Source organism: Kribbella pittospori, from assembly GCF_004331465.1.
In the GTDB taxonomy this organism is placed as follows: domain Bacteria; phylum Actinomycetota; class Actinomycetes; order Propionibacteriales; family Kribbellaceae; genus Kribbella; species Kribbella pittospori.
Genome location: NZ_SJKB01000019.1, coordinates 74,609 through 101,438, shown reverse-complemented (window position 1 = coordinate 101,438; position 26,830 = coordinate 74,609). Strand labels below are relative to the sequence as shown.

The 26,830-nt window shown below is 67.9% G+C and carries 27 protein-coding genes; 19 read left to right on the top strand and 8 right to left on the bottom strand.

Features of this window, described 5'->3' with window-relative positions:
* Positions 1-232: 232 nt before the first annotated feature.
* Positions 233-706 carry a hypothetical protein gene (locus tag E0H73_RS39080; RefSeq protein WP_131365220.1) on the bottom strand — a complete coding sequence of 158 codons (474 nt, stop codon included), beginning with the start codon at positions 704-706 and terminating at the stop codon, positions 233-235.
* A 180-nt stretch (positions 707-886) separates the two neighbouring features.
* On the opposite strand from E0H73_RS39080, the gene E0H73_RS39075 reads away from it, so the two are divergent.
* From E0H73_RS39075 to E0H73_RS39035, 10 genes are all read left to right on the top strand, one after another.
* Entirely contained in the window at positions 887-2,131 is a 1,245-nt protein-coding gene (locus E0H73_RS39075) for an MFS transporter (protein WP_131365218.1), read from the top strand.
* 173 nt (positions 2,132-2,304) lie between these two features.
* Positions 2,305-3,645: a GGDEF domain-containing protein gene (locus tag E0H73_RS39070; RefSeq protein WP_131365216.1), complete on the top strand. Its 1,341-nt coding sequence runs from the start codon at positions 2,305-2,307 to the stop codon at positions 3,643-3,645.
* Between the two features lie 162 nt (positions 3,646-3,807).
* The gene (locus E0H73_RS39065; protein WP_131365214.1) at positions 3,808-5,034 is read left to right on the top strand and encodes an ROK family transcriptional regulator; all 1,227 of its coding nucleotides are present in this window, start codon (positions 3,808-3,810) and stop codon (positions 5,032-5,034) included.
* A complete protein-coding gene (locus tag E0H73_RS46230; RefSeq protein WP_165555998.1) occupies positions 5,031-5,174 on the top strand; it encodes a hypothetical protein in 144 nt (47 codons plus the stop codon). The genes E0H73_RS39065 and E0H73_RS46230 overlap by 4 nt, the downstream gene beginning before the upstream one ends.
* A 19-nt stretch (positions 5,175-5,193) precedes the next feature.
* A complete protein-coding gene (locus E0H73_RS39060) occupies positions 5,194-6,330 on the top strand; it encodes an extracellular solute-binding protein (RefSeq protein WP_165555997.1) in 1,137 nt (378 codons plus the stop codon).
* Between the two features lie 12 nt (positions 6,331-6,342).
* A complete protein-coding gene (locus tag E0H73_RS39055) occupies positions 6,343-7,317 on the top strand; it encodes a carbohydrate ABC transporter permease (protein WP_131365210.1) in 975 nt (324 codons plus the stop codon).
* Positions 7,314-8,135, top strand: a complete 822-nt coding sequence (locus E0H73_RS39050) for a carbohydrate ABC transporter permease (RefSeq protein WP_131365208.1) — start codon at positions 7,314-7,316, stop codon at positions 8,133-8,135. The genes E0H73_RS39055 and E0H73_RS39050 overlap by 4 nt, the downstream gene beginning before the upstream one ends.
* 19 nt (positions 8,136-8,154) lie before the next feature.
* On the top strand, positions 8,155-9,624 hold the full coding sequence (locus E0H73_RS39045; protein ID WP_131365206.1) for a glycoside hydrolase family 3 protein: 1,470 nt from the start codon (positions 8,155-8,157) through the stop codon (positions 9,622-9,624).
* Between the two features lie 173 nt (positions 9,625-9,797).
* Positions 9,798-10,814 carry an N-acetylglucosamine-6-phosphate deacetylase gene (gene nagA, locus E0H73_RS39040; RefSeq protein ID WP_165555996.1) on the top strand — a complete coding sequence of 339 codons (1,017 nt, stop codon included), beginning with the start codon at positions 9,798-9,800 and terminating at the stop codon, positions 10,812-10,814.
* Between the two features lie 97 nt (positions 10,815-10,911).
* Complete coding sequence (locus E0H73_RS39035; RefSeq protein WP_131365202.1) at positions 10,912-11,760, top strand: DeoR/GlpR family DNA-binding transcription regulator; 849 nt, start codon at positions 10,912-10,914, stop codon at positions 11,758-11,760.
* 3 nt (positions 11,761-11,763) lie between these two features.
* On the opposite strand, the gene E0H73_RS39030 is transcribed toward E0H73_RS39035, so the two are convergent.
* The 5 genes from E0H73_RS39030 to E0H73_RS39010 are packed head-to-tail and all read right to left on the bottom strand — an operon-like array spanning position 11,764 to position 17,103.
* Complete coding sequence (locus E0H73_RS39030) at positions 11,764-12,624, bottom strand: carbohydrate ABC transporter permease (protein ID WP_238164561.1); 861 nt, start codon at positions 12,622-12,624, stop codon at positions 11,764-11,766.
* Positions 12,617-13,591, bottom strand: coding sequence for a carbohydrate ABC transporter permease (locus E0H73_RS39025; protein ID WP_238164560.1), 975 nt, complete (start codon positions 13,589-13,591; stop codon positions 12,617-12,619). Before E0H73_RS39025 ends, E0H73_RS39030 begins: the two co-directional genes overlap by 8 nt.
* Entirely contained in the window at positions 13,588-14,859 is a 1,272-nt protein-coding gene (locus E0H73_RS39020; RefSeq protein WP_131365200.1) for an ABC transporter substrate-binding protein, read from the bottom strand. Before E0H73_RS39020 ends, E0H73_RS39025 begins: the two co-directional genes overlap by 4 nt.
* Positions 14,856-16,031, bottom strand: coding sequence for an NAD(P)/FAD-dependent oxidoreductase (locus E0H73_RS39015; protein WP_131365198.1), 1,176 nt, complete (start codon positions 16,029-16,031; stop codon positions 14,856-14,858). Before E0H73_RS39015 ends, E0H73_RS39020 begins: the two co-directional genes overlap by 4 nt.
* The gene (locus tag E0H73_RS39010) at positions 16,018-17,103 is read right to left on the bottom strand and encodes an amidohydrolase family protein (protein WP_131365195.1); all 1,086 of its coding nucleotides are present in this window, start codon (positions 17,101-17,103) and stop codon (positions 16,018-16,020) included. Before E0H73_RS39010 ends, E0H73_RS39015 begins: the two co-directional genes overlap by 14 nt.
* 184 nt (positions 17,104-17,287) lie before the next feature.
* Between E0H73_RS39010 and E0H73_RS39005 the strand changes: the two genes are divergently transcribed.
* Both E0H73_RS39005 and E0H73_RS39000 read left to right on the top strand, forming a co-directional pair.
* Positions 17,288-19,585 carry a CehA/McbA family metallohydrolase gene (locus E0H73_RS39005; RefSeq protein WP_131365193.1) on the top strand — a complete coding sequence of 766 codons (2,298 nt, stop codon included), beginning with the start codon at positions 17,288-17,290 and terminating at the stop codon, positions 19,583-19,585.
* Entirely contained in the window at positions 19,585-20,025 is a 441-nt protein-coding gene (locus tag E0H73_RS39000; protein ID WP_131365191.1) for a hypothetical protein, read from the top strand. The genes E0H73_RS39005 and E0H73_RS39000 overlap by 1 nt, the downstream gene beginning before the upstream one ends.
* On the opposite strand, the gene E0H73_RS38995 is transcribed toward E0H73_RS39000, so the two are convergent.
* Positions 20,026-20,937, bottom strand: coding sequence for an AraC family transcriptional regulator (locus tag E0H73_RS38995; protein WP_131365189.1), 912 nt, complete (start codon positions 20,935-20,937; stop codon positions 20,026-20,028).
* Positions 20,938-21,098: 161 nt separating this feature from the next.
* Here E0H73_RS38995 and E0H73_RS38990 point away from each other — a divergent pair, with 161 nt between their 5' ends.
* Genes E0H73_RS38990 through E0H73_RS38970 form a run of 5 tightly spaced genes read left to right on the top strand, consistent with a single transcriptional unit; the run spans position 21,099 to position 24,282 of the window.
* Entirely contained in the window at positions 21,099-22,073 is a 975-nt protein-coding gene (locus tag E0H73_RS38990; RefSeq protein WP_131365187.1) for an NADPH:quinone oxidoreductase family protein, read from the top strand.
* Between the two features lie 32 nt (positions 22,074-22,105).
* Positions 22,106-23,104, top strand: a complete 999-nt coding sequence (locus E0H73_RS38985) for an RNA polymerase subunit sigma-70 (RefSeq protein ID WP_131365185.1) — start codon at positions 22,106-22,108, stop codon at positions 23,102-23,104.
* A 31-nt stretch (positions 23,105-23,135) separates the two neighbouring features.
* Positions 23,136-23,402 (top strand): hypothetical protein, encoded by a 267-nt coding sequence (locus E0H73_RS38980; protein WP_131365183.1) that lies wholly within the window; start codon positions 23,136-23,138, stop codon positions 23,400-23,402.
* The gene (locus E0H73_RS38975; protein WP_131365181.1) at positions 23,399-23,614 is read left to right on the top strand and encodes a hypothetical protein; all 216 of its coding nucleotides are present in this window, start codon (positions 23,399-23,401) and stop codon (positions 23,612-23,614) included. The genes E0H73_RS38980 and E0H73_RS38975 overlap by 4 nt, the downstream gene beginning before the upstream one ends.
* Positions 23,611-24,282: a nucleoside/nucleotide kinase family protein gene (locus E0H73_RS38970; protein ID WP_131365179.1), complete on the top strand. Its 672-nt coding sequence runs from the start codon at positions 23,611-23,613 to the stop codon at positions 24,280-24,282. Before E0H73_RS38975 ends, E0H73_RS38970 begins: the two co-directional genes overlap by 4 nt.
* Here E0H73_RS38970 and E0H73_RS38965 read toward each other — a convergent pair.
* Positions 24,230-24,895 carry a hypothetical protein gene (locus E0H73_RS38965; RefSeq protein ID WP_131365177.1) on the bottom strand — a complete coding sequence of 222 codons (666 nt, stop codon included), beginning with the start codon at positions 24,893-24,895 and terminating at the stop codon, positions 24,230-24,232. The two genes, E0H73_RS38970 and E0H73_RS38965, sit on opposite strands and share 53 nt — an antisense overlap.
* 133 nt (positions 24,896-25,028) lie before the next feature.
* Here E0H73_RS38965 and E0H73_RS38960 point away from each other — a divergent pair, with 133 nt between their 5' ends.
* Together E0H73_RS38960 and E0H73_RS38955 are read left to right on the top strand one after the other, a co-directional pair.
* Positions 25,029-26,159 (top strand): sensor histidine kinase, encoded by a 1,131-nt coding sequence (locus E0H73_RS38960; protein ID WP_131365176.1) that lies wholly within the window; start codon positions 25,029-25,031, stop codon positions 26,157-26,159.
* Entirely contained in the window at positions 26,156-26,809 is a 654-nt protein-coding gene (locus E0H73_RS38955; protein WP_131365174.1) for a response regulator, read from the top strand. The genes E0H73_RS38960 and E0H73_RS38955 overlap by 4 nt, the downstream gene beginning before the upstream one ends.
* Positions 26,810-26,830: the final 21 nt, after the last annotated feature.

Sequence of the window (26,830 nt, the reverse complement as noted above, 5' to 3'; positions counted from 1 at the left end):
TTCGGAGGATTCCTTGGCTCTGGGATGGTCGCGTGGTGGTGGGTCCGAAGGCCTCTCGCGATGCCGGCGCAGTGTCAGGCGTTGAATGAATGGATGACGTTTTGAACGTCGGTGTCGTGCATTGTCAGCAGTCATTTCTGACCACCTTCCCCGTTAATTTCCAGGCACCATACCTCCGCGCACGCGCCTGAAGCATCGCCTCAGAGCACCTAGTGACGTTGAGTGAAAGCCGTCACGGTAAGGAACTACCGTCGGCCTCGAGGTCGGCGCCGAGGCGAAGGAGGTTCTCGGCGACTGCCGCGCAACGCTCCTCGGCGTGCGATCTGGCCGATCCGGCGTACCGAAGCCGCGCCGAAACTGTGAGCGGATCGGATCGCACTTCGACCAGGGAGCCACCGGGTCTCGGCTGCACCCTGACGGACAGCCGGATCCAGCCACCCAGGCCGCTTCGCAGCCGCAGAACGAACTCCTGCGGCGGATCCCACGTCTCGACGACCGCGATGGTCAGATGCCGATCGTAGGAATGTCTGCCATGCGGTTCACGATCCGTCGCCTTTCGCACGACCGCGCCGGCGTACGGCCATTTCGGGTCGATGCGTCCCACCGGCGGCACGGCGACGATCCACTCGTTGAACAGATCCGCATCGCTCACGACGGCCATGACGGACTCGGCGCCGACTGCGCCGAACCGCCAAGCCATTACCACGTAAGCACTCTCTGTTCGCGAGACGAACGGCGCTGAGTCGATGTATGCGCCGAAGGCAACGAGTCGGCCGCCAGCACTCTAGCGGATCCTGTGACCACCTCCGGCCGGTTTGAAACCGGCGCGGTCCCCGACTCGCCGGACAGAGTCTGCGGGCCTCGGCGGCGGGGTAGCTTCGTTCTCATGACCCGCTCCGCCGAGTCCGCTCGACCTGATCCGGCGGACAGACCCGCGACGTACGGCGAGGTGTTCGCCGTCGCGGAGTTCCGGTGGATGTGGGGTGCCCAACTCGGGTCGGTGATCGGCGATCAGTTGGCTCGGGTCGCACTCGCGGTACTCGTGTTCGACCGGACGGGGTCGGCCGGTCTGTCGGCCGTCACGTACGCGCTGACGTTCCTGCCGGACATCGTCGCCGGCCCACTGCTGTCGTGGCTCGCGGACAGGTTCCCGCGGCGCCGGGTGATGGTGTGGTGCGACCTCGCCCGAGCCTTGCTGGTGGCGCTGATGGCGATTCCCGGAGCGCCGATCTGGCTGCTGTGCGTGCTGCTGGTGGCGGTTCAGTTGCTGGCGGCACCATTCCAGTCCGCGCGGGCCGCCATGTTGCCGGACATCCTGACCGGCGACACCTATGTGCTGGCGAGTTCGGTGTCGAATGTGACCGCGCAGGCCGCACAGTTGGCCGGCTTCGTGACTGGTGGCACCTTGGTGGCTGCCTTCGGGACAAGTCAGGCCCTCGCCGTCGATGCGGCCACGTTCTTACTCTCCGCAGTGCTGGTCCGGGTTGGTGTCCGGGACCGTCCGTTGCCTACGGCCACCAGTTCGGCCGACCGGATCAGTTGGTGGGGCTCGTTGTCGGCGGGCGCTCGCTTGGTCTGGGGCGATCGGCGGTTGCGCTACCTGATCGCGCTCGCCTGTGTGGCGGGCTTCTACGTGAGTGTCGAGGGCCTTGCCGCGCCGTACGCCGCAGTCGTCGGCGGAGGGCCACTCGCGGTCGGCCTGCTGCTCGCCGCGAACCCGGCCGGCCAGATGGTCGGCATGCTGCTGTTGACCCGGCTCGCCCCCGCACGTCGATTGGCATTGATGGGCCCCCTCGCCGTTGGGTCGTGCGTCCCACTGATCGTCTGTTTCATCCACCCCGGACTCTGGGTGACGGTCGCCCTCTGGGTGGTCTCGGGACTGTGCTCGTCGTACCAGCTCGCGGCGAACGCTTCGTTCGTACTGACCGTGCCGGACGCGCAGCGGGGCCAGGCCTTCGGCTTGGCCCGCACTGCGCTCATCGTGTCGCAGGGGCTCGGCGTACTGGCCGCCGGCGCCGCGGCAGACCGGTGGCACCCCGCGTCGGTGGTAGCGATCGCGGGTGCCCTCGGGACTGCCGTGGCGCTCGGCGCGGCCATCGGCTACCGGCGTACGACGACTTCGCCGCACTAGTTAGGGTTGGGCACGACAATGGGGGCTCAGTGCCAGTCGTTGTTGCGCATGGCGACACACCTCCTCCCGGCATCCGGATCGTCCGCCGGCGGGGTCAGCCTGAGGCAGTGACGTTGGGTGATTTCGCGGCTACCCTGGTCCGTGGACGAGTGAGGCTTGTGGGGGACCGATTCATGTCGAGTATCCGGCATTGGCGATTTCGGCGACGGCATCGCCGCCGAACCGATACCGCACGCCCGGGCGCCTGGCACCTGAGCCGCTGGGGGCTGTGGTCGGCACCGCCCGTAGTCGTCGGCTATGTCCTGGCCATCGACCTGAGCGCGTTCGTCCTGCTGATCGCTACTGCCCGTGCCATCGACATCCGGGTCGAGGACTGGGTCTGGCTCGCCATGCTCGCGATCGGGTCCGCCATCCACATCGAGGCGGCGCGCGGCATCGAGCGCCTCCGTGAGGTCGCCGCCGAGGGCGTTCCGTACGTGAACCTCAAGGGCATGTGGACGTTCGCCGGGGTTCTGGTCCTGCCACCGCCGCTGGCCTTCGCGCTGATCGCGCTGACCTACACCCACTCGTGGTTCCGGCTCCGCCGGGTCACGCCGTACCGGTGGTTCTTCTCCGCCGCCACCATCGTTCTGGCCGGCGCGGCCGCCGCCGTCTCCCTGGTCGCCCTCTCCCCCGACACGTACCCGGGCTATCCGCCCGGACCGCTCGGCCTCGTCGCGGTCACCGTCGCCGGGCTCGGGTACTGGTTCGTGAACTACGCGCTCGTCGTCGGCGCGGTCCTGCTGTCCAACCCGGACTCCACCGCCCAGAAGGCGCTCGGCCGACTCAGCGATCAGCTGATCGTCGCCGGATCACTCGGACTGGGTGTCGCCACGGCCAGCCTGCTTAGACACGAGCCCTGGACGGTCGTCGTACTGTTGCTGACCATCCTCGGACTGCACCGGGCGCTGCTCGTCGGCCAGTTCCAGACCGCGGCGCGCACCGACCCGCAGACCGGCCTGGCCAACAGCGTGTTCTGGCACGAGATGGCCGGGAAGGAACTCGCTCGGGCAGCGCGGACCCAGACGTCGCTCGGCATCGTGTTCCTTGACCTGGACCACTTCAAGACCGTCAACGACACGCACGGGCATCCGGCCGGCGACCAGGTCCTGAAGGCGATCGCCGACGAACTGCGCCGCGAAGTGCGGACCGACGACCTGGTCGGCAGGTTCGGCGGCGAGGAGTTCGCCGTACTGCTGCCGAACACCGACGCGAAGGACACCACCGCGACCGGAGAACGCATCCGGCACCGCATCGAGGCCCTGACCGTCACCATCACCACGCCCCGCGGCCAGACCACTCTCGACGGCCTCACCTGCTCCGTCGGCACCGCGACGTACCCCACCTGCGGAACCACCCTCGAGGAACTCATCCTCGCCGCCGACACCGCCACCTACGTGGCCAAACAAGCCGGCCGGAACCGCGTCGTCACTGCCCCCGCCACCGAACCGGCCGAAGGCACCTCCGACAACTGACGCACCGGTTGTCGCGCGGGATCCGGGCGGCCGCGGTCAGCCATGGGCGGCCGGCGGGACGACGTGTGCTCACGTCGGGTGGAGATGCAGTTACCCCTGGACACGGACCATATCGCGGGATTACTGTCTCAGCTCAACTAATTCTATTCATCGTGAGAATAAATGACGAAGCTGGTGCGAGGCAGTGCCGGGACCCGGACGGCGAACCGCGGGGCGATCATCGCCGCGCTGCTGTCGGGTGCCGGGATCGACCGGAAGCAACTGGTCGAGCAGACCGGACTGAGCTGGGCGACGGTGGCCCGGATCGTGGACGATCTGCTCGCCGACGGGCTGGCCCTGGAGCAGCACAAGATCGTCCGGGAAGGACCGGGCCGGCAGGCTGCCGCGCTCGGGTTCAACCCGCGGTCGGGGCTGGTCTGCGGGATCGATCTCGGTGGCACGTACTGCCGGATGGTGATCGCCGACGGGATCGGTTCGGCGATCATCCGCTGCCGGGACAAGACACCGCGGGACCTGGATGCCGCCGAGCTGGCGTCCTGGATCGCGGCCCGGGTGCTCGGTCTGGTCGAGCGGTACGGCGACGGCGTACCGCTGACCTCGGTCGCGATCGGCCTGCCCGGTGTGGTTGCCTCAAGCAAGGACCGGGTGGTCGGCGCGTTCAACCTGCCGCAGATCCTCGGCACCACCTTCGTCGAGACCGTCAGCGCCGAGCTCGGCGTACCGACGATCATCGACAACGACTCCAACCTGGCCCTGCTGGGTGAGCTGCACTACGGCGATCTGCCCAGGCACGAGACCGTCGTCCTGTTCAGCCTGGGCACCGGTCTCGGCTCGGCGGTCGCCATCAACCGGCAGGTGCTGGCCGGACCCGAGGGCCTGCTCGGCGAGTTCGGCCGGCTGCGGTTGCCCGGCCGCAAGGAACGTCTGCGAGACCTGCTGTCCGGTGCGGGACTGCTCTCGCTCGCGCAGGCGGCTGGGCATCAGCTCGGCTCGGCCAACGATGTGTTCGCCGACCCGGACCGCTTCGGCGGCCTGGTCGACGAGATCCACGAGGCGCTGCTGCACCTGGTGTCGATCGTCGCTCTGGCGTACGAGCCGAGCACGGTGGTCTTCACCGGCGGCTTCTCCGGGGCGTTCAGCGACTCCGTGCTGGAGACGGTGAGCGCCGAGACGTACGAGACCGTCGGTGTGCACAGCGATCTGCACCGATCCGTGCTCGGCGAGTCCGGCGGCCTGCTGGGTGCGATGGCCGCAGCACTGAGCGGTTACTACACCGCGATCGGAGTGGCCCGCCATCAGGTCGCCTCGATCACCACGTCCGCCCCCGGTGTCGTGGCCCAGCTGGACGGCTGCGCTGTCGACCAATCAGCGAAAGAGGAACCGGCATGAAACGTTGGACGACGTTGGGTGTCATCGCGTCGATCTCAGCCGCCTTCGTCAGCCTGGCCGCCTGCGGCGGGGCCGACTCGAGCAAAGCAGCACCGACCAACAAGCTGACGGTCTGGATGATGACCGGCGGGCCCGGGTGACAACAAGATCATCGACGACGTGACCAAGCAGTTCCACCAGAAGCATCCCGACGTCCAGGTCAAGGTCGAGGTGCAGCAGTGGGACAACATCGTCACCAAGCTGACCACCGCGCTCGCCTCGGACAATCCGCCGGACATCGTCGAGATGGGCAACACGCAGACCCCGATGCTGACGGCCTCTGGCGCGCTGGCCGAGCTGACCGACGACAAGGCCGGCTTCGAGTCGTCCGACAAGTGGCTGGCCGGGCTCGCCGGACCATCGACGTACCAGGACAAGCTGTACGCCGCTCCGCTCTACGGCGGCACGAAGGTCGTCATGTACAGCAAGAAGATGTTCGCCGCGGCGGGCATCGACAAGCCGCCGGCCACGCTTGACGAACTGGTCGCGGACTGCACGACGCTGGCCAAGGCACACACCTCGATCCCGAACTTCTCCGCGTTCTACATGCCCGGCCAGTATTGGTTCGCCGGGATGCCGTTCCTGTTCGGCAAGGGCGGCAAGATCGCCACCGAGGACAACGGCAAGTGGACCGCGACGATGAGCAGCGCGGAGAACCAGGCCGGCCTGGCGGAGTGGAAGAAGTTCCAGAACGCCTGCTCGACGCCGTCCTCGATCGGTGCGAACACCGACAGCCCCGACCAGGACCAGATTTTCGCCGACCAGAAAGCGGCGATGATCTACGTGAAGGCGTGGGAGCCGGGCGCGGTGAAGGAGATCAACGCCAAGGCCGCAGCCGACGCCGGCTACTTCATCATGCCGGGCTACGAGGCAGGCTCGCCGTTGCCGGTGATCGTTGCCGGTTCCACCATCGGCATTGCCCAGAACAGCCCGAACAAGGAAACCGCGGTCGAGTGGCTGAAGATCATCACCGGCAAGACCTTCCAGCAGACGATGACGCAGACCATTCACAAACTCCCGGTCGTCACCGACTTCCTGCCGACCCAGAACGTGCCGGACGTGCTGAAGCTCGGCGCTCAGGCCGCGACCGTCAGCCAGGCGCTGCCGGCGACTCCGGGCGAGGCGACGCTGGAGACCGAGAGCTACAACGAGCAGTTCTTCTCCAAGATCGCCAAGGGCAGTGACATCGGCAGCGCTGCTGGTGAGTACGACAAACACGCGACCGAAGCGTTCAACGCCCAATCCGGTCCGCGCTGACGGTAGCGGCTGATGACCTCGCTCACCCAAGCGCCGGAGACGGGAACCACCGCGCCGACGCCACCACGCGGCGACGAGACGGTCCGGACGAACCGGCTGGCCCGCTTCACGCCGTACGGGCTGGTCGGGCCGGCCGTGCTCGCGTTCGCGGTCGTGCTCGGGTACCCGATGGTGCGGCTGATCTGGCTGTCGGTGCAGGACTTCGGACCGCGGTCGCTGTTCACCGGGGAGGCGCCGTTCGTTGGCCTGGGCAACTTCACCCGGGTGCTCGGCGACAGCGACTTCTGGTCCGTCCTGCTCCGCACGCTGATCGTCAGCGTGGCCTGTGTCGCCGCGCTGATGGTGATCGGGTTCCTGCTTGCGTCGCTGCTGCGCCAGGTGTCGAGCTGGGCCAGGGTGATGTTGTCGGTCTGCCTGGTGCTGGTCTGGGCGATGCCGATGGTGTCCGCGTCGATGATCTGGCGGTGGCTGTTCGAGCCGCAGTACGGCGTACTCAACTGGGTGATCACGCAGCTCAAGGTCTTCGGTGACTTCTCCACGCACGACTGGTTCGGGTCGCCGGGGCAGGCGCTGTTCCTGATCATCGCGCTGATCGTGTGGAAGGGACTGCCGTTCGTGGCGCTGACCCTGTACGCCGCGATGGGCCAGATCCCGGACGACCTGTACGAGGCGGCAGGCCTTGACGGTGCCGGGCGGTGGTCGATGGCGCGCCACGTCACGCTGCCGATCCTTGGCCCGGTGCTCGCCGTACTCGTCCTGCTGGAGGTCATCTGGTCGGTCAACTCGTTCACGCCGTTCTGGGTACTCACCCAGGGCGGCCCGGACGGCGGTACGACGACGCTCGGCGTCTACTCGTACCTCGAGGCCTTCACCCGCAACGACTACGGCGGCGGCGCGGCGATCGCGATCATCACCGTCATCCTGCTCGCGGCGCTGGCAGTGCTCTACGTACGACGACTGTTCGCGCAGGGCGAGGTCACTGCATGAGAAACAAGCGAGCACTCCCCAACACGATCGCCGTTCTGGTGTCGCTGGTGGTGATCTTCCCGGTCTACTGGATGTTCGCCACCGCGTTGAAGGAGCCAGGCAAGATCCTGTCGGCGACGCCGGAGTTCATCCCGTGGCCGATCAGTCTGGAGAACTTCCACACCGCGCTCACCCACGGCTCGTTCTTGCACTATGTCCGCAACTCGTTGCTGGTCTCGGTGTCGACCGTACTGATCGCACTGGTCGTCGCCCTCGGCGCCTCGATCGCGCTGGCCCGGTTCCGGTTCCTCGGCCGCCGGGCGTTCCTGATCGGGCTCGTGCTGGTCCAGATGGTGCCGGGGTCGGCGATGGTGATCCCGCTCTACCTGATGCTGCGCTCGGTCGGGGCGATCGACTTCGTCCCTGGTCTGATCATCACCTACATGACCTTCGTCCTGCCCTTCACCATCTGGACCCTGCGCGGCTTCGTGCACGGGATCCCGCTGGAGCTGGAGGAGGCCGCGATGGTCGACGGCTGCGGCCGGTTCGGTGCGTTCTGGCACATCCAGCTCCCGCTGCTCGCCCCGGGCATCGTGGCCACCTCGATCTTCGCCTTCATCAGCGCGTGGGACGACTACCTGTTCGCCTACGTGTTCCTGAAGTCGCAGAGCAACTACACCCTGCCGGTCTGGCTGGTCTCGTTCCAGACCTCCGACGGCATCGACAACGGCGCCACCATCGCTGCGTCCGCGATCTTCTCGCTCCCGGTGCTGGTCGTCTTCCTGCTGGTCCAGCGCCGGCTGGTCGGCGGGATGACCAGCGGCGCCGTCAAAGGATGAATCCCCTCAGGAGGATGTTGTGAGTTCAGAGCTCGACCGGCTCGCCCATGGCGTGCTGTTCCCCGCACTCGGCCGGCCCAAAGTCCCCCACTGGGTCGGGCCGCGGATCGAGGCCGGTCTCGGCGGTTTCGTGATCTTCGGCAAGGACATCGTCGACGGTTCGCAGTTCCAGGGCCTGGCCGCCGAACTCCACGGTCTGCGGGACCACGTCCTGCTGTCGATCGACGAGGAAGGCGGCGACGTCAGCCGGCTGGCGAACCTCGGCGGCTTCTCGATGCCCGGCAACCGCGCGCTCGGTGAGCTGAACGACGTCGAGCTGACCCGGCAGGCCGCGTTCCAGATCGGCCTGTCGCTGGTCGAGGCCGGAGTCGACTGGGACCTGGCCCCGGCGGTCGACACGGCCGTCAATCCGCTGAGCCCGAACGGGATTCGCTGCTTCGGCGCGGACCGCGACCTGGTCAGCCGGCACACCGCCGCTTGGGTAGAAGGCATGCAGGCGGCCGGGGTCAGTGCGTGTGCCAAGCACTACCCGGGCCACGGCATGAGCGGGACCGACGCGCACCTGGCGACGCCGCTTGTCGACGTGTCCCGGGATGAGTTGCTGGCGAGCTACCTCGATCCGTTCCGCGCTGCGATCGAGGCCGGAGTCGACAGCATCATGGTGTCGCACGACCTGGTACCGCAGCTGGACGACGTACCGGCGACGATCAGCAAGGTGCTGCTCACCGACATCCTGCGCGGAGAGCTCGGGTACGACGGGGTGGTGATCACTGACGCGTTGGAGATGTACGGGATCGCCGACGTGGCGCCGTTGCCGGAGGCCGCCGTACGGGCGATCGAGGCTGGAGCCGACGCACTCTGCCTTGGATCGTGGGCGTTCCTCGACGACGTGGACGTGGCGGCTGCTGCTCTGGTCGAGGCGGTCGAGAGTGGACGGCTGCCGTTGGAGCGGTTGCAGAGTGCCAACGAGCGACTGGCTCGGCTCGGGACTCGGCCCAAGGCGGATGTCTCGCTGCGGGACAACGCGCTTGGTGAGCGGCTTGCCGAGCAGGTGGTGGTGACCCACGGGGATCCGGTACTGCGGAGTGACGCCGTACTGATCATCCGGTTGGAGCCGACGCACTCCCCCGCGGCCGGCTCGTCTGGCTGGGGTGTGGAGAAGCTGCTGCGCGATGCCGGGAAGGTTGTCGAGAGCATCGGGTTGTCGGGGCAGACGTACAACGGACCTGGGATGGCTCGGGCCGGGGTGGGTGAGTTCCGGTCGGAGTATGGCGCGGACAGTCAGGTGGTGCTGATGGTTCGGGGCGCTCATCGGTTCGACTGGCAGGAGAAGCTGATCGGGGAGCTGCAGGGTCAGCACCCGGACATGATCGTCGTCGACATGGGCGTTCCCGGCACGGACTACTCGGGCTTCGCCGGCTGGATCCAAACCTTCGGCAGCGCCCGCGTCTGCGCCGAAGCAGCCAGTAGGCGGCTCCTCGGCTCATGATCACCCTGGCCAACGCCCGCATCTGCACGCCAACCCTTATCCAGGGCTGGCTGCAGATGCACGACGGCCACATAACAGCCCTAGGCCCCGGCCAGCGCCCGCCCAGCGCCGACCAGCCGCCTGTAAGACCCGCTCGTGGCGCCGGCTCTGCCGGCGCCACGAGCGGGGAGGTGGTGGTTGATGCCGGGGGTCGATGGGTGTTGCCGGGCTTCATCGACACCCACTGCCACGGCGGTGGCGGAGCGGCTTTGTACTCCGGCAACCCCGACGACGTCATCCAGGTCGCCCGCAGTCACCTGCAGCAGGGCACCACCACGCTGATCGCATCGGTCGCCACTATGCGGCTCGATCGGATGCTTGCCGCCGCCACCGCCACCGCAGACGCCGTCGCCAGCAACCAGGCACCGAACATCCGCGGCATCCACTTCGAAGGCCCGTTCCTCTCACCGAATCGCCGCGGCGCACAGACCGAGTCCGCCCTCCTCACCCCCGACGAGCAGGTGTTCACCGACCTGATCGATGCGGCCAACGGCCTGACCGTCTCGATGACCATCGCCCCCGAACTCCCCGGCGCCGTCGACCTCATCCACCGCCACCACGACCAGCTCACCTTCGCCGTGGGCCACACCGACGACGACGGATCCCACACCCGCCAGGCCTTCGACGCCGGCGCCCGTGCCGCGACCCACCTCTTCAACGCGATGCCCACCATGACCCACCGCCACCCCGGCCCGGTCGGCGTCGCCCTCCTCGACGACCGAGTCGCCTGCGAACTGATTGCCGACGGCACCCACCTGTCCCCCGAAGCCCTGACGGTCGCAACCCGAACCGCGGGCCCGGACCGCTCGATCCTCGTCACCGACGCAATGGCCGCAACCGGCCTGGGCGACGGCGACTACTCGTACGCCGATCGCCACGTCACCGTCCACCACGGCATCGCCAAACTCCGCGACACCGACACCCTCGCCGGCTCCGTTCACTTCCTCTCCGACGCACTCGCGAACGTCGTACGCCTCCTCCACCTGACTCCCCCACAAGCCGCCCCACTCGTCTCCACCAACGCCGCCCGCCACTACGGCTGGCACGACCGCGGCACCATCGCGATCGGCCAGTCCGCCGACCTCGTCCTCCTCTCGGAAGACCTCACCGTCCAGTCCGTCTACCTGGCAGGCAAGCCCATTGATCGTTAGCGCTCACCCTGACTGAGCGAAACCGCGACGGCGCGTGCGCAGACCCTCACACTGAGGCGATCCATCCCGCCGTCCAGGCCGGAACGAGGTGATCGTCATGAGTACGGCAGCCCTCCCCGCGCTCCACTCCTGGCAACCGTCCGCCCCCTCTCCCCGCCGTACCCAACGGCTGGTCGACATCCTCGACCTCCTGACCACGCGCGGCGCGATGTCCGTCGGCGCCCTGTGCGGCGAGCTCCAGGTGTCACCGGCGACGCTGCGCCGGGACATGACCCACCTACAGGACCAGGGCCTCGTCTCCCGGACCCGCGGCGGCGCCCGGGCCAACACAGGCCCCGAACTGCCCGTCCGGCTCCGGGACACCAAGTCCCCACTGGCCAAGCACGCGATCGCCGTCACGGCTGCTGCCCTGCTGCCGACCGACCGGCCGCTCGCGGTGGCGATCGGCGGCGGATCGACGACTGCCGAGGTCGCCCGGGAGCTCGGTCACCGGCAGCGGCTGACGATCGTGACGAACGCACTCACCACCGCGGCCGCGGTGGCGGCGCGGCCGAACCTGCAGGTGATCATGACGGGTGGGGTGATCCGGGCGAGCTCGTTCGAACTGGTGGGCAGCCTCGCGGAGAACGCCTTCAACGGGATCAACGTCAACCTGGCCATCCTCGGCGCCGACGGCGTCAGCGCGGCGCACGGCGTCACCACCCACGACCACACCGAGGCTCGCACGAATCACGCCATGGTGACCCATGCGCACCGGCTGATGGTGGTGGCCGACGGTTCCAAGGTCGGCCAGACGACCGTGGCCAAGGTCGCCGACGCGTCGGAGATCGACGTCCTGGTCACCGATCCGTCGGCGGATCCGGACGAACTCGCCCGACTCACTGGATTGGGCGTCACGGTGCATCTCGCCCGGCTCTCCGCCGACGTCTCACTCCCACTCAGCTGACGCTCACCCCTTGACCCCCGAGAACGCGATGCCGCTCATCAGGTGCCGCTGGAAGACGATGAACACGATGATCACCGGCAGGCTCGCCAGCAGCGATCCGGCCATCAGCACCGGGAAGTTCGTCGTGTACTGCCCCTGCAGGCTGGCCAGTCCCGCGGACACCGGCATCTGCCGGGGATCCGAGTTGACCACCAGCGGCCAGAGCAGGTCGTTCCAGGACCAGATGATCACCAGTACGCCGAGCGCGATCATCCCGGGAGCACTCATCGGCAGCATGATCCGCCAGAAGATCTGCAGGATGTTCGCACCGTCGATCCGCGCGGCCTCCTCGATCTCCATCGGGATCTGCCGGAAGAACTGCCGCATCAGGAAGGTCCCGAACGCGCTGAACATGCCCGGCAGGAAGAGCGCCGTCAATGTGTTCAGCAACCCCAGGCCCTGCATGATCTGGTACTGCGGCAACAGGAACACCTGGTACGGGACCATCGTCACCGACAGGAAGATCGCGAACAGTACGGCGTTGCCGCGGAACCGCATCCGGGCGAAGGCGAAGCCGGCCAGCGAACTGAACAGCACCTGACCGACGGTCCGCGCGATCGTCATCACCGTGGTGTTCATCAACTCCCGGCCGAACGGCAGGGCGCTGAAGACGGTCGTCACGTTCGACCACTGCGGTGAGTGCGGCAGGAACGTCGGCGGGACGCTCACCGACTCACCGAACGTCTGCAGCGAGGTCGAGAGCTGCCAGAGGAACGGCCCGACCATGAAGATCGCACCCAGGCAGAGCACCAGATGCGCGATCGGGTGCCGCGGCCGAAAACGCCTGCTGCCTCGCCGGGCGGTCAGCTGCATCGAGTCAGCCATAGTGCACCCACCTCTTCTGCAGCCGGAACTGCGCCGCGGTCAGGATCAGGGTCGCGATCAGCAGCAGTACGCCGATCGCGGCCGCGTAACCGCCGTCGTGCTCGGCGAATCCCCGCTGGTAGAAGAGATAGACCAGCGTCTCGGTCCGTTCGATCGCCGGAGACTGCTGGCCCACCATCAGATAGATCAGGTCGAACGCCTGCAGTGAGTTGATCACCGTGATCACCGTGACGAAGAAGATCGACGGCGTCAGCAGCGGAATCGTGACGTGGAAGAACTGCGCCAGCCGGCCGGCACCGTCCAGCTCGGCGGCCTCGTAGTAGTCGACCGGGATACCGCGGATGCCGGACAGGAAGATCACCATGTTGTAGCCGATCGACCCCCAGACCCCGACGATGCTGATCGCGAAGATCGCGGTCGCGGGGTCGGAGAGCCAGTGCGGACCGTCGATGCCGATCTTGGACAGCAGCCAGTTGATCAGGCCGTAGTCCCCGTTGAAGAGCCACTTCCAGGTCAGGGCGACCGCGGCCGGCAACGTGACGACCGGCAGGAAGTACAGCGTGCGGTAGATGGTGACGCCGCGCATCCCCGGAAGACTGAGCAGCGCCGCCACGATCGCCGACAACGGCACGGCGAGCAACGTGATCGCGGTGATGATCGCCGTGTTGACGATGGCATGGAAGACGTCGGAGTCGGCGATCAGCGTGCGGTAGTTCTCCAGCCCCGACCAGGCGTGCCCACCGAACGCACCCCAACTGGTGAAGGAGTAGTAGATCGTCTGGAACGTCGGCCAGATCTCGAAGATCGCGAGCCCCGCGGCGGCCGGCAGCAGCAACATCAAGGCCCACCAGCCGCTGTCCCGGGTCGGCGGTCGCGGCCGCCGGCGGCGGGCCGGGCCCGCCCGCCGGCCGGTCTCACCACCGGTCAGCACATCGGGCGGCGCCGTCGCGGTGCCTTGGCCGCTCACTTCTTCTCCTTCGACAGCGCGGTGTTCATCATCTCCGCCACGCTCTTGGAGACGTCAGCGACCGGGGCCTTGCCCGTCCAGGCCTCGGCGAACTGCTTCGTCACCTCGTCGCGCCAGACGGAGGTGTCGGTTGAGGCGGGGAACGGCTGGGCGTACTTCAGGTGATCGACGAAGACCTGCAGGTCGAACTCCGGCATCGCCTTGGCGTACGCGTCGGCATGCCCCTGGTACGCCGGGATCACGGTGCCCGTCTTCGCCTGGATCTCGGCGGCCTTCTCGGACCCGAGGAACTGCAGGAACTGCCACGCCTGCTCGGGATGCTTGGTCTTGGCGGAGATGCTGTTGGCCAGCCCGTTGCTGTAGTAGTCCCGCTTCCCGGTCGGACCGGCCGGCAGCGGCGCGATGCCTATGTTGGCCTTGCCGTACGGGACGGCAGCGATCTCCTCGGGCTCCCAGGATCCGCAGTACCGCATCGCGACCTTGCCGGAGGTGAGCATCGCGAGCGGGTCGGTGTCCGTGGTCTGCTGCAGTGTCGGCGAGACGTGGTACTTCGTGATCATGTCGGTCCAGAACTGGATGCCCTGGATCGTCGCGTCCTGGTCGTACCCGGAGCTCTTGCCGTCGGGCGAGATCACCTGCCCGCCGACCTGCGGCACGGTCAGGTACCAGCTCAGCTCGTCGGCCTCCGGTGCGACGAACCCGTAGATGCCCTTCTGCTGGTTGGTCAGCTTCTGGGCGGCGGCGATCACGTCGGTCCACTTCCAGGACGCGTCCGGGTGCTTCACACCGGCAGCGTCGAAGAGCTTCTTGTTGTAACAGAGCCCGAAGCCGTTGACGTCCTTCGGGATGCCGTACAGCTTTCCGTCGACCGTGTAGGCCTTGGTGACGGCCGGCACGTACACGCTTGTGTCCAGCTTCGACTTCTTGACCTGGTCGTCGAGCGGAGCGATGCCACCGCCGATGGCGTAGTACTGGGCGTACACCATGGTCATCCAGAAGACATCGGGGCCGCTGCCCGCGGTGACGCTGGTCTGCAGCTTCGTCCAGTAGCTCTCCCAGGGCGTGACCTGGACCTGTACGTCGATGTTCGGGTGCTGGGTGTGGAACTCCTGGATGATCTGCTTCATCGCGGCTGCCTGCGCCACGTCCCAGATGGCGTAGGTGAGTGTGACCTGCTCGTCGCTGTCGCCGCCGGACTCGGAGGATCCCGAACAGGCGGCCGCGGCGAGCAACAGTGGGACGAGCAACAGACTCAGTAGACGCTTCATGCGGACTCCTTCATGAGTGGGCGGCCTGGGCTGAGGAAGTCGAGGCGGGCCGGCATCTGGTCGCCGAGTGCGTGCCGAGCCGCCAGGTCGCCGAGCAAGGGCCCGAGCGTCAGGCCCCACGCCCCAAGCCCGGTGGCGACATGGATCGCGGGCGCTACCGCCCCCACCAAGGGCAGACCGTCGCTGGTGGCCGGGCGCAGGCCAACCCTGGTCTCGAGGACTGTGGCGTCGGACAGGCCGGGCGCCAGGTTCAGTGCGGCATTCAGAACCGACTGCTGTCCGCCGGCCGTGACTCGTGCGTCGAAGCCGACGTCTTCGTGGGTGGCACCAACGACGATGCGGTCGTCGAAGCCGAGCAGGTAGCCGGCACCAGGCGTGTTGACCACCGGTCGCATGCCGGTCTGCTGGCCATCGAGTCGCAGATGCACGAGTTGCCCACGGATCGGCCGGATGTCGACCCGTACGCCGAACGCGGCCAGGTCTGCGCCCGCCCAGGCACCGGTCGCGAGCAGCACGGCCCGTCCCTCGATCACGCGGTGCCCGACGCGGACCCGCGGTACCGGATGCTGCGCGTCCAGCATCCCGGCGCCGGGGATCACCTCGAGTCGAGCACCGTCGGACCGGCCCTGAGCGCGCCGGCGCGCCGCCGTCATCAACCGATCCTGGAGCCGCGAACCGACGACCCGGCCCACCTCGGCGATGAAGATCCCGCGCAGATCGCCGCGCAGTTCCGGCCAGTACCTGCGAAGGTCTGTGCCGTCGACGGTCTCGACCGGTTTGGTGACGCCGTGCGCTCGACGCCCCTCTGGACGAGAGAGGCGCTCGGTCACCGCGTCGAGGGCCGCCAGCTCGTGAGGATTGTTGCCGGCTACAACCAACTCGCCGACCTGCTCGAACGTCGCCGACCCGGCGCCGGCCGGATCGACCGCATCCAGCTCGGCCAGAAGACTGCGGTAGTAGCCGACGCATTCGGTGATCACCGAGGTCCAGTCCGGGCGTTGCTCGCCACGATCGAGCGCGACCGGGGACACGATGCCCGCGCCGGCATCGGTCGCACGGCCGGCCAGGCCGGCGTCGACGACCGCGACCCGCGCGCCCTTCCGTACGCCGGCCAACGCGGCACTCGCTCCGACGATGCCGCCACCGAGGATGATCAGGTCAAAGTCCGCCATCGCTGTTCCCCGCCGGGGTTTGCGCGAGCGCCGGGATGAACGCGCGGGCGTTGTCGCCTTCGACCCGCGCGGCCAACTCGTCCGGCAACCCGAGGCCCGAGATCGTCCAGCGCCCGTTCGGCGGCGGTTCGGTCGACGAGTACGCGAAACCTTCGTCGGCGCTGGCCAGGAAGCGCAGGTACATCCGGTAGTCGGCGACCTCGGGCGGCGCGCAGTCGGTGCCGAGCAGGACGCGGTCGGGATGCCGTTCGATCAAAGCCCTGGTACGGCGTGGCTGGCGGCCGAGCTCGGCGATCCGCGCGGCGAGGTCGACGCGGTAGTTCGGGTAGCGGTCGAGCATTTGCTCAACCCAGTCGAGGTTCTCCGCCAGGCAGCCGACATGGGCGCCGATGAAACGCACCTGCGGGTGCGCGGCGATGACTGCCTCGAGCGCGTCCAGCAACCGTTGCAGTGGCGGGAACTCGGGCCCGTAGAAGTGCCAGTCGGGATGGCGCAGCAGTTCCTCGAGCCGTTCGTTGTGGCGATCGAGCGGCTGGAAGAAGGCCGCCGGGTCGGCGGTGTGGATCAGAGCCGGCACACCCGACTCGGCCAGCGCGTCCCAGAGCGGTTCGAGGCGTTGATCGTCGAGGAAGATCAGCTCGGAGTTCTCGTCGCGAATCCGGAGGCCGATGTCCTTCCAGAGCTTGAGTCCTGCCGCGCCCCGGCGTACCGAATCTGTCAGCGAGGCACCCATCCGATCGCCCCAGCCGGGGGTCGACGTGTCGGACCAGTCCAGGCGTGCGAAGGTGACGAACCGCCCGGGGTACTGACGGTCGTAGCGATCGAGATTCGCCTCGAGCTCATCGGTCCACTCACCGTCGAGGTTGACGATGGTTGCCACGCCCGCCTCGTCCATCGTCTTGATCAGGGCGTCCGGGTCGGGCGCCCGCCAGACTCCGGTGTTACGGCGACCGAGATGGTTGTGTACGTCGACGATCGGCGCGGCCGGATCGGTCACGGTGGTGGTTGTGGTGGTCATCATCGAGACCGGCGCGAAGTCGCGCAGCCGGACCTCAGCGAGTGGCTCGGGCATTCATCCCTCGATTCACAGCACGGTTGGAGATCGGGCCCGACGCTAGGACCGCCGTCGATCGGCGACCAGCAAACGATCAGTCGAAGTGATCGATCGGCCGCGGTTGCTCCCGGCCGAACAAAGGAGATGACGAGGCGGGCGTTCGACCATAGGGTCGAAGTCCGGTGCACCATGAGGAGGCCTCGTGTTCCAACCGTTGCATGCGTCCGCGACCCGAGCCGTCGAGAAACTGCGCGACATCGGTGAACCGCTCCCCGAAGACCTCGCCGGCCGATTGGCCAAGCTGGCCGACGACTCGCAATCCGACACCGTGCGGTCCACCGCGGTCGAGGAGCTGCTGCGGCCGTACGTCCTGGTCGACGTGGAGATCGACGAGCAGGGCTACACGGCGAGTACGCCGGGCGCGGCTCCACCGCGACTCGTCCAGCACGGATGGCGCAGCTTCCTGGTCCGGGTCGTGAACCCGCATCACCTGCTGGGCGACCTGGCCGGCGGTCCGGGCGGCGTACTCGGACTGGTCGACCACCACAGCCATGCCGCGCGGATCACGCTGCCCGACACGCTGACCGTCGTACCGCGGATCGAGAAGATCTGGCTGCAGGCGAGGCTCGCCGGTCCGACCGACGTGTCGGGGCTCGATGTCGAGTACAAGGTCATGAGTCTGTACAGCCGCGATGGCGGGAGCCGGCGCGGCGAGCTGGCCTTCATCCTGGCGGTGGAGGAGGCGACGGAGAGCCTGACCCGGCCGCCGTTCGCGAAGGCCGGGCAACGGATGGGCTTCGAGAGCCGCCAGTACGGCGCGGCGATCGAGTTCGACTGCCTGCCGGCCCGCGATGTCCGGTTCGACATCCGGGAGCCTGACGGCAGCAGCTGTGTGGCCGCGCTGACGGTCCGCGACTCGCAGCGGCGCGCGTACCCGTCGAAGGCGATGCGGCTGGCGCCCGACATGTTCTTCCACGAACACGTGTATCGGGCGACCGGGGAGGTGATCACGCTCCCGGCCGGTCAGTACGAGATCTCCGCACGCCGCGGACCGGAGTACCGCGAAGTCCGCGTCGACGTCGAGGTGGAGTCCGACACCGAGGCCGTCACGATCGAGCTCGATCGCTGGGCCGATCCGGCCACGCGTGGCTACTACTCCGGCGACCCGCACATCCACGCCGGCGGCTGCTCGCACTACAGCGTCCCGTCCGAGGGCGTCAATCCGGAGACGATGATCCGGCACGTGCGCGGCGAAGGCCTGTGGATGGGCAGCGTGCTCACCTGGGGGCCGTGCTACTACCACCAGAAGCAGTTCTTCAGCGGCTCGTCGATCAGCCCGCGCGCCGAGCTGGAGTACCCCGACATGCAGCGCGCACAAGGCATGACCTGGGATCCGCAGGACACCGACCACGACGGCCAGAGCCTGCTCCGGTACGACCTCGAGGTGTCGGGCTTCCCGTCCAGCCACTCCGGTCATGTCATCCTGCTCGGCCTGACCGACCAGGACTATCCCGGCACCAAGGTGATCGAGGACTGGCCGTCCTGGAACCTGCCGGTGATGCGCTGGGGCCACGCGCAGAACGCGATGGTCGGGTACGCGCACTGCGGTCTCGGCCTCGCGGTCGGCACGGAGGATCTGCCGAACTACGTCATCCCGGAGTTCCAGTCGATCGGCTCCAACGAGATCATCGTCGACGTACCGCTCGGTGCCGCCGACTTCCAGTGCGGCGCAGAGTTCTCCCCTGCCGCCGAGATGAACGTCTGGTACCACTTGCTGAACGTCGGCTACCGCACTCTGATGCTCGGCGAGACCGACTACCCCTGCATCTACGACGACGGTCCCGGCGTCGGGCGCACGTACGTCCAGCTCCCCGAGCCGCCCCAGGGCGATCAGGCGCTGGAGTCGTGGCTCGGTGGGTTGAAGGACGGCGCGTCGTACTTCGGTGACGGCCGCAGCCATGTGTACGACTTCGCGGTCGATGGCGACACAGCGCGGGAGCGTAGCGTCGATGCTGCAGGACCGGTTCGGGTGAGCGCGACGGTCGCGGCCTGGTTGCCCGAGCAGCCGCCCGCGGCACCGGCGGCGGGCCAGCCGGCGTACAGCGCACCGGTCGGCTGGCACATCGAACGCGCCCGGATCGGCCAGACTCGCACGGTGCTGGTCGAGGTGCTGGTGAACGGCGTACCGGTGGGGTCTCAGGAGGTGCTTGCTGACGGCAACGAGCAGGTGGTCGAGTTCGACGTACCGCTGGAGCGTTCGTCCTGGGTGGCGCTGCGAATCCTGCGCAGCGTGCACACCCAGCCGATCTTCGTCGAGATCGCGGGCCGGCCGATCCGGGCCTCGCGTCGCAGCGCGCAGTGGCTGCACGATTCGGTCGACGCGCTGTGGAAGGCGAAGTCCGGCTTCATCCGCGAGACCGAGCGAGCCGAAGCGCGGGAGGCGTACGACGCCGCGCAGGCCGCCTACCTGACCCGTCGGGACGAATGCGAGGTGGACTGATGATTCACGGCGAGGCAGCCGGTTGCTGCGGCCCGGTCGACACCGCGGCGCCGATCTCGGTCGCGATCAACCCGGAGGCCCGGGTGAACGTCGCCCGGACCGCAACCCGGGTGCAGAGTCTGACCACGGGCGACTGGCACACGATCGACATGACGATCGTCAACCAGGGCTATGTGACGGGCCAGTTGGCAATCGAGAGCGATCCGGTGCCCGGCGTCGAGCTCGACCTGCCCCTCCACGACCTCACCGGCGATCCACGCCAGGAGGGCGGCTTCCGCGTCCGCTTCGCTGCACCAACCGTCGTAGACATCACCCTCACCTTCCGAGCCCTGGGAGCCCTGGGCGGCCTCGCCAACCACAGCTCCCTACACCTCATCCTCCGCTCCACCACCAACACCGAGCACCACCACAGGAGACCCCTCACCGTTCTAGGCGGGTGATCACCATTTGGGCGGGGCTTCGGCCAGGGCTCGGAGGCGGGCGGCGTCGCGGCCGGGCGGTAGGCCGAAATGGCGGCGGTACTCGCGGCTGAACTGCGACGCGCTGTCATAGCCGACGCGTAGGCCGGTGGTGGCGACATCGCCAACACCGGACAGCAGGAGCAAACGGGACTGCTGGAGCCGCACCTGCTTCTGGAACTGGAGCGGACTGAACGCCGTGACGGCCAGGAAGTTTCGATGGAACGACGACACACTCATTCCACACATGCCGGCCAACTCCTGCACCCGCAGCGGCTGATCATAGTTGTCGGTGATCCATCGAACCGCGCGGCTGATCTGCGTCAGTCCACTGTCGGTCATCGCGATCTGCCGCATCGCCGGACCCATCGGACCGTTGAGGAGATACCACAGGATCTCCCGCTCGATCATCGGCGCGAGGACATCACGATCCCGCGGACGCTCGAGCAACGTCAGCATGCGTACGGCGGCGTCGATCATGGCCTCGCTGGCGTCGGCGACTCCGAGTGCAGGCACGGCCGGCCGCTGACTCGGCCCTGCTTCCAGCAGGAGTGTGGCGACGACCGACGGACGGATGACGAGTCCGAACCCAAGCGCCGGTGTTGCCGCCGAAGCCTCGACGTAATGGCCGGTGATCGGGAGGTCCACGGACGCGACAAGGTACTGCCCTTGGCGGTACTCGTACGTGCGGTCGCCCAACGCGATCCGCTTCGCGCCTTGGGCGATCAACGCCATCACGGTCCCGGATCGAGACGGGGCCGGCTCCCCGACTCGTGTCTCCGCCGACGCCAGTACGCCGTCAATCCGTGTGGTCTGGTCGGGACGCGCATGCCTGGCGATGAGATCGACGAGCTCAGCAAGCCGGCCGGCTCCGGTCCCACGACTCCGTTCCATGGGCAGAATCATACAATCCACGGCACGGGCTGACGTCGGAGCTGGTGGCCGGACCAGCAGGATCGGGCAAGCATCGATTCCTTTGTGCGGTGACCGGGATCTACCTGGTGGGAGGCGCAGGCCTCTGTCATGTACGCCGAGAACGAAAGGCTTCCGCGACCATGCACGCGCTGCAGCAGACATCCCTCAACGGCCCGCAGGACATGCGCCTGATCACCGACGCGCCGAGGCCGAGCCCGGGCCAGGGCGAGGTCCTGATCCGGGTCGCCGCCGCCGGCGTGAACTTCGCCGACATCTCGAAGTCCCACGGCACATTCCTGAACGGTCCGCGGCCGCCGTACCTGGCCGGTTTCGAAGCCGCCGGAGAGGTTGTTGCCGTAGGCAACGCGGTGAACGACCCGAAGCCGGGAACCCGCGTCGTCGGCGTGGGCTACGGCGCTTTCGCGGAGTACATGGTGCTGCCCGCGGCGGCAGCGATGCCATTGCCCGACGGCTGGACGGAGCAGCAGGCACTGGGCCTGGTCGTGAACTGGCCCACCGCACTGGCCGCACTCAAGCCTCTGGGCGGGATCACCGCAGGGCAGACCGTGTTGATCCACGCCGCCGCGGGCGCGACCGGCCAGGCCGCGGTCACGCTGGCCAAGTACTACGGCGCGACGGTCATCGCCACCGCTTCACCGAGCAAGCACGAGACAGTGCTGGCAGCCGGCGCCGACCATGTCCTGGACTCCGTCGGCGGCGATCTCGCCACCGTGGTGCTGCGGCTGACCGACGCTGCTGGCGCCGATCTGGTGCTGGAGTCCGCAGGCGGCTCCACCTTCGACGCCAGCTTGGCCGCAGCCAAGCGGGTCACCGGCCGGGTCATCGTGTCTGGCCTGCCGGGCGGCGAAGCGGCGATCACCAACTGGGAGCTGGTGTACAAGCACCAGGTCCACATCATCGGCTTCAACCTCGGCGTACTCATCCAGGCCGCACCGCAGGTCTTCGGCGAGGTCATGGGCGAGCTGTCCGGGCTCATCGCCGCCGGCGTGTTGCCGCCCGGCCGGCCCACGACGTACGAGTTGTCCGACGGCCCGAAAGCGCTCGCGGAGCTTGAAGCCAGGGCCACCGTCGGCAAGCTGGCCCTGCTGCCCTGAAGGATGCGAGATCTGATGGCTAGGCTCGCGACGTGACATCGCATCCGCGGGCGGCGCCGGATCAGGACACGTTCACCGCCGAGACCGCGCGGTACCGCCGGGAGTTGCTGGCGCACTGCTATCGCATGGCCGGCTCGGCGAACGATGCTGAGGACCTGGTGCAGGAGACCTATCTGCGGGCGTGGCGGTCGTACGCCGGCTTCGAGGGTCGAGCGTCGATGCGGTCGTGGCTCTACAAGATCGCCACCAACGTCTGCCTGAGGGCACTGAAGCCGCGCCCGATCCGGGTGCTCCCCTCGGGTCTGGCAGGCCCGTACGACGGACCCGATCGCGAGCCGAGTCTCTTTGCACCGGGCGAGGTCTCCTGGCTGGAACCGCTGCCGGACCAGTGGATCGCCGCGCCCGCCGATGATCCGGCCGCGGTCGTGGTCGCACGTGAGTCGGTGCGGCTCGCGCTCATCGCCAGTCTGCAGCACCTGCCCGCTCGCCAACGGGCGATCCTGATCCTGCGCGACGTACTGGCGTTCTCCGCGGCGGAGACGGCGGAGATCCTCGACACCACCGTCGCGGCGGTCAAGAGCGGTCTGCAGCGCGGCCGCGCCCGGCTCGACGAGTTGCAGCCGAACCCCGCGGAACTGCTCGAGCCGGCGGACCAACGAGCACGTGCCCTGCTCGACGGCTACATCGCGGCCTTCGAACGCTCCGATGCCAGTCTGCTGGAACAAGTCCTCCGCGCAGACGCCACGCTGGAGGCAACCCCGTTCCGCGACTGGCAGTCGGGCCGGGCGATGTGCATCCACGTTCTCGACGCGTACGTTCTAGGCGCGCCCGGCGACTGGCGCATGATCCCCACCACCGCCAACGGCCAACCCGCTGCCGTCGTCTACCACCGAACCCCAGACGGCACCCTCCACCCCGACGGCGCCGTCGTACTCACCCCCACCCCCACCGGCATCTCGGCCGTCACCAAGTTCCACGACCCCACCCTGGTCACGATGTTGGGCTTCCCCGACGTACTCCATTTGACCTGAGCGCCGCGGCATTGTGTCTGTCGATCTTGGAGTGTTTGACTCCGACATGGGTGCGCGGGAGGACGAGCTCGGCGAGTTGCTGCTGCTCGACGAGGACTGCGACGAGTGGAACTACTGCGCGAAGAAGAGGTCCTCCAACTTCGGCGACACACTGACCCTCACGTTCACGCACCGCATCCCCGACGCCTTCCCGTACATCGAACTGTCCGTGACCTCACCCAAGCTGGCCACACCGATGGCCGGGCTGCTGGACGAGTTCGTGCATCGCGCGCAGTCGCGATCTGCGATTCCCCGGTGATCGTTTACCCCGACGGCCTCGAGGTCTTCCTCTGCGAGCCGAACGACGATCCGGTCCTGGAACTGCGATTCCGTACGACGGCCTTCGGGATCGCCGCGGCAGCCCGCGCACTGCACGCGCCCGCCGCGGCCCAGCCCGAGCACCGGCCCTTCGACCTCGCCACCCTGCTCGAGTGGACCGGAGTCACCCCAGACCAACTGAGCCCACGATGAGGCGACAGGACGTCTTGACGCACTTGGTCGAGCTGATCGTCAACGTCACTCAAGCTCATCCGGTCCGTGTCGCGGTGGACGGCCCCGATACCGCCGGCAAGACCACGCTGGCCGACGAACTCGCCGTCGCCCTGTCCGGGGTCCGGCCAACGATCCGCGCCACCGTCGACGACTACATCCGACCCACAGTCCAACCAGCGGGCTACTTCGACGACAACTTCGACCTCGCCGCGCTAACCACCGAACTGCTCATCCCCCTCGGACCAGACGGCGACCGGCACTACCGCACCGCAGACGGCACCACCGGCACCGCACCGCCCAACGCAGTACTCCTCGTCGACGGCGTGTTCCTGCTCCAGTCCGCCCTACGCCCCTATTGGGACTTCACCATCTACCTACACATCGACGAGCCCGAGATGCTCCGCCGCGGCATACTCCGCGACCAAGCCCAAGACGGCGGCCCCGACGCCGTCCGCCACCAGTTCGAAACGCAGTACATCCCCGGCTGGCGCACCTACCAAGCCCAACACAACCCCACCACAGCCGCCACCATCACCATCAACAACCAAGACCCAACCCACCCCGAAATCCGCGAACACACCACCTGCCCCAGGCTCACGCGACGGGGCCGCCGGATGGGAGAGCGCCCGGCCGTGCCGATCGGCTGACCGCGTCGCGGCGTACTGTCCGTACCGCCAGCGCCCACGCAGCCATCATCGGTACCGTGCCGGCCCCTGCGGAAAGCACACCGCTCAGCGCGAGGTCCAGCGGCAACCAGGCGAGCAGCAGCGCCGGAACGAGCCAGGGTCGAAAGCCGTCGCGAAGGAATGCGATACCGAGCATCACCGAACCGACTATTGCCAGCAGGAATCCGGGGAGGCCGGCCACAACGTAGGCGGCATCTCGCCCGAGCCAGAAGAACCCGAACAGCCCCAGAGCCATCAGGGTGAGACCGGGCAGAGTCAGTCGCCAGCCCCAGCGCTCGAGGCGTCCTGGACGACGGCTGCGTCTGACCAGCACCGCACTGACGATGGCAGCGGCGATGAGAACCGGCCACGCCTTGCCGTACGCGCGGTAGACCGTGTCGGCGTCCGACCAGTCCAGCAGTGGCTGCAACGCGCGCGCCGCTGGCTCGGCCCAGAAGCGGACGACGCCGCTGTCCAGGTCTTCCTTTCCGTCCGCTGTCGCGAACCGTGCCAGTGCGTGCAGCGGCGCAAGTACGACCGCAATCCCTACTGCCGGCCATGCCAGCCTTCTGACCAGCCCATGTTCGTGGTCCATCTCTGCCTCCCCGGTCGGATCATTTGCGTCGACGGTAGGTCTGGTGCTGCGTCCTGGGCGTCGGCTTCGGGATTGGCTTGTTCTCCACCGTTTGGTTGACGCGCCGAGCGGCAGGTGGATCTAGCATCGAGGCGTGGGGTGGGGACTTCCGCCGGCGCTGCGCGAGGCCGCTGTGCCGGCCACATTGGGCGTCGTCGCCACCGTCGAGCTCCTGGCCCTCGATCTTCCGGGCACCGGCGCGGCGCTGGCTGTCGACTGGATCGCTTGTGCGTTGCTCGTTCTGCGCAAGCGGTTTCCTCTGACGGCCTGCACTCTCGCGGGCGTCGTGCTCGTCACCCCGGTCGTGGGTCGCGTCGACGATGCGGCCGCGCCCATCCTCATTCTTGCGCTCGCAACCTTCACGCTGGCCCGGCGGATCAGTGGGGTCCGCGCGCTGGTGCCCATCGGGCTGTTCCTTGCGGCTCTGTTCTGGGGCTATCTTCGGCTCGATCGACCCTGGGATGTCGCCGACCTGGTGTTCGTCTCGGCCGTCGTACTGCCGCCTTACGCGTTCGGCCTGCTGATGCGTTCTCTGGACAACCGGAACGCCCGGCTGGCCGAGCAGGCCGAGCTGCTTGTCAGGCACCAGGAGATGGTCCGGCGAGAGGCGATCACGGCCGAACGAGCGCGCATCGCACGCGAGCTGCACGACGTCATCGCGCACTCGGTGAGCGCGATGGTGGTGCAGGCCGCTGCTGCTCGCGACCTGGTACGGCGCGATGCGGACGGGGCGGAGACGGCGATCGACGAGGTGATGACCGCGGGGCGCGAGGCTCTCGGTGAGACCGGTCGGCTGCTGCGGCTGATCCGCGACACCGACGACGAGCTCGGGCTCGCTCCGGACCTGGGACTGGATCACCTGTCCGAGCTGGTGGACCGCTTCCGGCGCCGGGGCTTGCGGGTGGACCTGACCGTCGAAGGGCAGCTGGACACTTTGCCGTCCGGCATCGACATCTCGGCCTATCGGATCGTGCAGGAGGCGCTGACCAACTCACTGCGGTACGCGACCGATCGCATGGCGTCGGTCAGCGTCTCCCGTTCGGCGACGGCGCTGGTCATCGGCATCGAGAACCGCACTTCCGGCCGGTCGGGCGGCGGCGGGCTCGGACTCCTCGGAATGGCCGAACGCATCGCGGTGTTCGACGGCCGGCTCATCCACGGTCTGACGGACGACGGACGCTTCGTCCTCACCGCCAGCCTGCCGCTCGTGTCCGAGGCCCGATGAACAGTGTCGTGATCGCCGATGACCAGGAATTGGTGCGGTCCGGGCTGGCGCTCGTGTTGCAGGCCCGTGGCTTCACCGTGGTGGCGGAGGTCGCGGATGGCAGGCAAGCGATCAGCGCAGTACGGCGTACCGAGGCAGACGTCGTCCTGATGGACATCCGGATGCCCGTACTGGACGGCATCGGTGCGACCCGCGAACTGACCCGGCTCGGCTGCCGGACCAAGATCCTGATGCTGACCACTTACGATCTGGACGAGTACGTGTACGACGCGCTCCGTGCCGGCGCCGCCGGTTTCCTGCTGAAGGCCACGCCGCCCGATCTCCTCGCCGCGGGAATCCGCACAGTGGCCGCGGGGGACGCGCTGCTCGCGCCCGGCATCACCCGGCGACTGATCGAGGAGCACATCAGCAGACCGCCGCCTGTGCGGGGTCTGCCGACCGAACTGGCAGCACTGACACCGCGTGAGGTCCACGTGCTCACGGAGATCGCGCGCGGCCTGTCGAACGAGCAGATTGCCGCTTCCCTGGTCGTCAGCGAGGCAACGGTGAAGACGCACGTGAACCACATCCTGGCCAAGCTCGACCTCCGCAGCCGGGTGCAGGTTGTCGTCCTCGCCTACGAGACAGGACTGATCAGCCCCGGCCGTTGACGGGCCAGGTAGGACGGCAGG

Excerpts from the sequence above, each read along its gene's own strand:
- E0H73_RS39075 (WP_131365218.1), top strand. The coding sequence starts at position 887 with ATGACCCGCTCCGCCGAGTCCGCTCGACCTGATCCGGCGGACAGACCC.
- E0H73_RS39070 (WP_131365216.1), top strand. The coding sequence starts at position 2,305 with ATGTCGAGTATCCGGCATTGGCGATTTCGGCGACGGCATCGCCGCCGA.
- E0H73_RS39065 (WP_131365214.1), top strand. The coding sequence starts at position 3,808 with ATGACGAAGCTGGTGCGAGGCAGTGCCGGGACCCGGACGGCGAACCGC.
- E0H73_RS46230 (WP_165555998.1), top strand. The coding sequence starts at position 5,031 with ATGAAACGTTGGACGACGTTGGGTGTCATCGCGTCGATCTCAGCCGCC.
- E0H73_RS39055 (WP_131365210.1), top strand. The coding sequence starts at position 6,343 with ATGACCTCGCTCACCCAAGCGCCGGAGACGGGAACCACCGCGCCGACG.
- E0H73_RS39050 (WP_131365208.1), top strand. The coding sequence starts at position 7,314 with ATGAGAAACAAGCGAGCACTCCCCAACACGATCGCCGTTCTGGTGTCG.
- E0H73_RS39035 (WP_131365202.1), top strand. The coding sequence starts at position 10,912 with ATGAGTACGGCAGCCCTCCCCGCGCTCCACTCCTGGCAACCGTCCGCC.
- E0H73_RS39030 (WP_238164561.1), bottom strand. The coding sequence starts at position 12,624 with ATGGCTGACTCGATGCAGCTGACCGCCCGGCGAGGCAGCAGGCGTTTT.
- E0H73_RS39020 (WP_131365200.1), bottom strand. The coding sequence starts at position 14,859 with ATGAAGCGTCTACTGAGTCTGTTGCTCGTCCCACTGTTGCTCGCCGCG.
- E0H73_RS39015 (WP_131365198.1), bottom strand. The coding sequence starts at position 16,031 with ATGGCGGACTTTGACCTGATCATCCTCGGTGGCGGCATCGTCGGAGCG.
- E0H73_RS39010 (WP_131365195.1), bottom strand. The coding sequence starts at position 17,103 with ATGCCCGAGCCACTCGCTGAGGTCCGGCTGCGCGACTTCGCGCCGGTC.
- E0H73_RS39000 (WP_131365191.1), top strand. The coding sequence starts at position 19,585 with ATGATTCACGGCGAGGCAGCCGGTTGCTGCGGCCCGGTCGACACCGCG.
- E0H73_RS38995 (WP_131365189.1), bottom strand. The coding sequence starts at position 20,937 with ATGGAACGGAGTCGTGGGACCGGAGCCGGCCGGCTTGCTGAGCTCGTC.
- E0H73_RS38990 (WP_131365187.1), top strand. The coding sequence starts at position 21,099 with ATGCACGCGCTGCAGCAGACATCCCTCAACGGCCCGCAGGACATGCGC.
- E0H73_RS38970 (WP_131365179.1), top strand. The coding sequence starts at position 23,611 with ATGAGGCGACAGGACGTCTTGACGCACTTGGTCGAGCTGATCGTCAAC.
- E0H73_RS38965 (WP_131365177.1), bottom strand. The coding sequence starts at position 24,895 with ATGGACCACGAACATGGGCTGGTCAGAAGGCTGGCATGGCCGGCAGTA.
- E0H73_RS38955 (WP_131365174.1), top strand. The coding sequence starts at position 26,156 with ATGAACAGTGTCGTGATCGCCGATGACCAGGAATTGGTGCGGTCCGGG.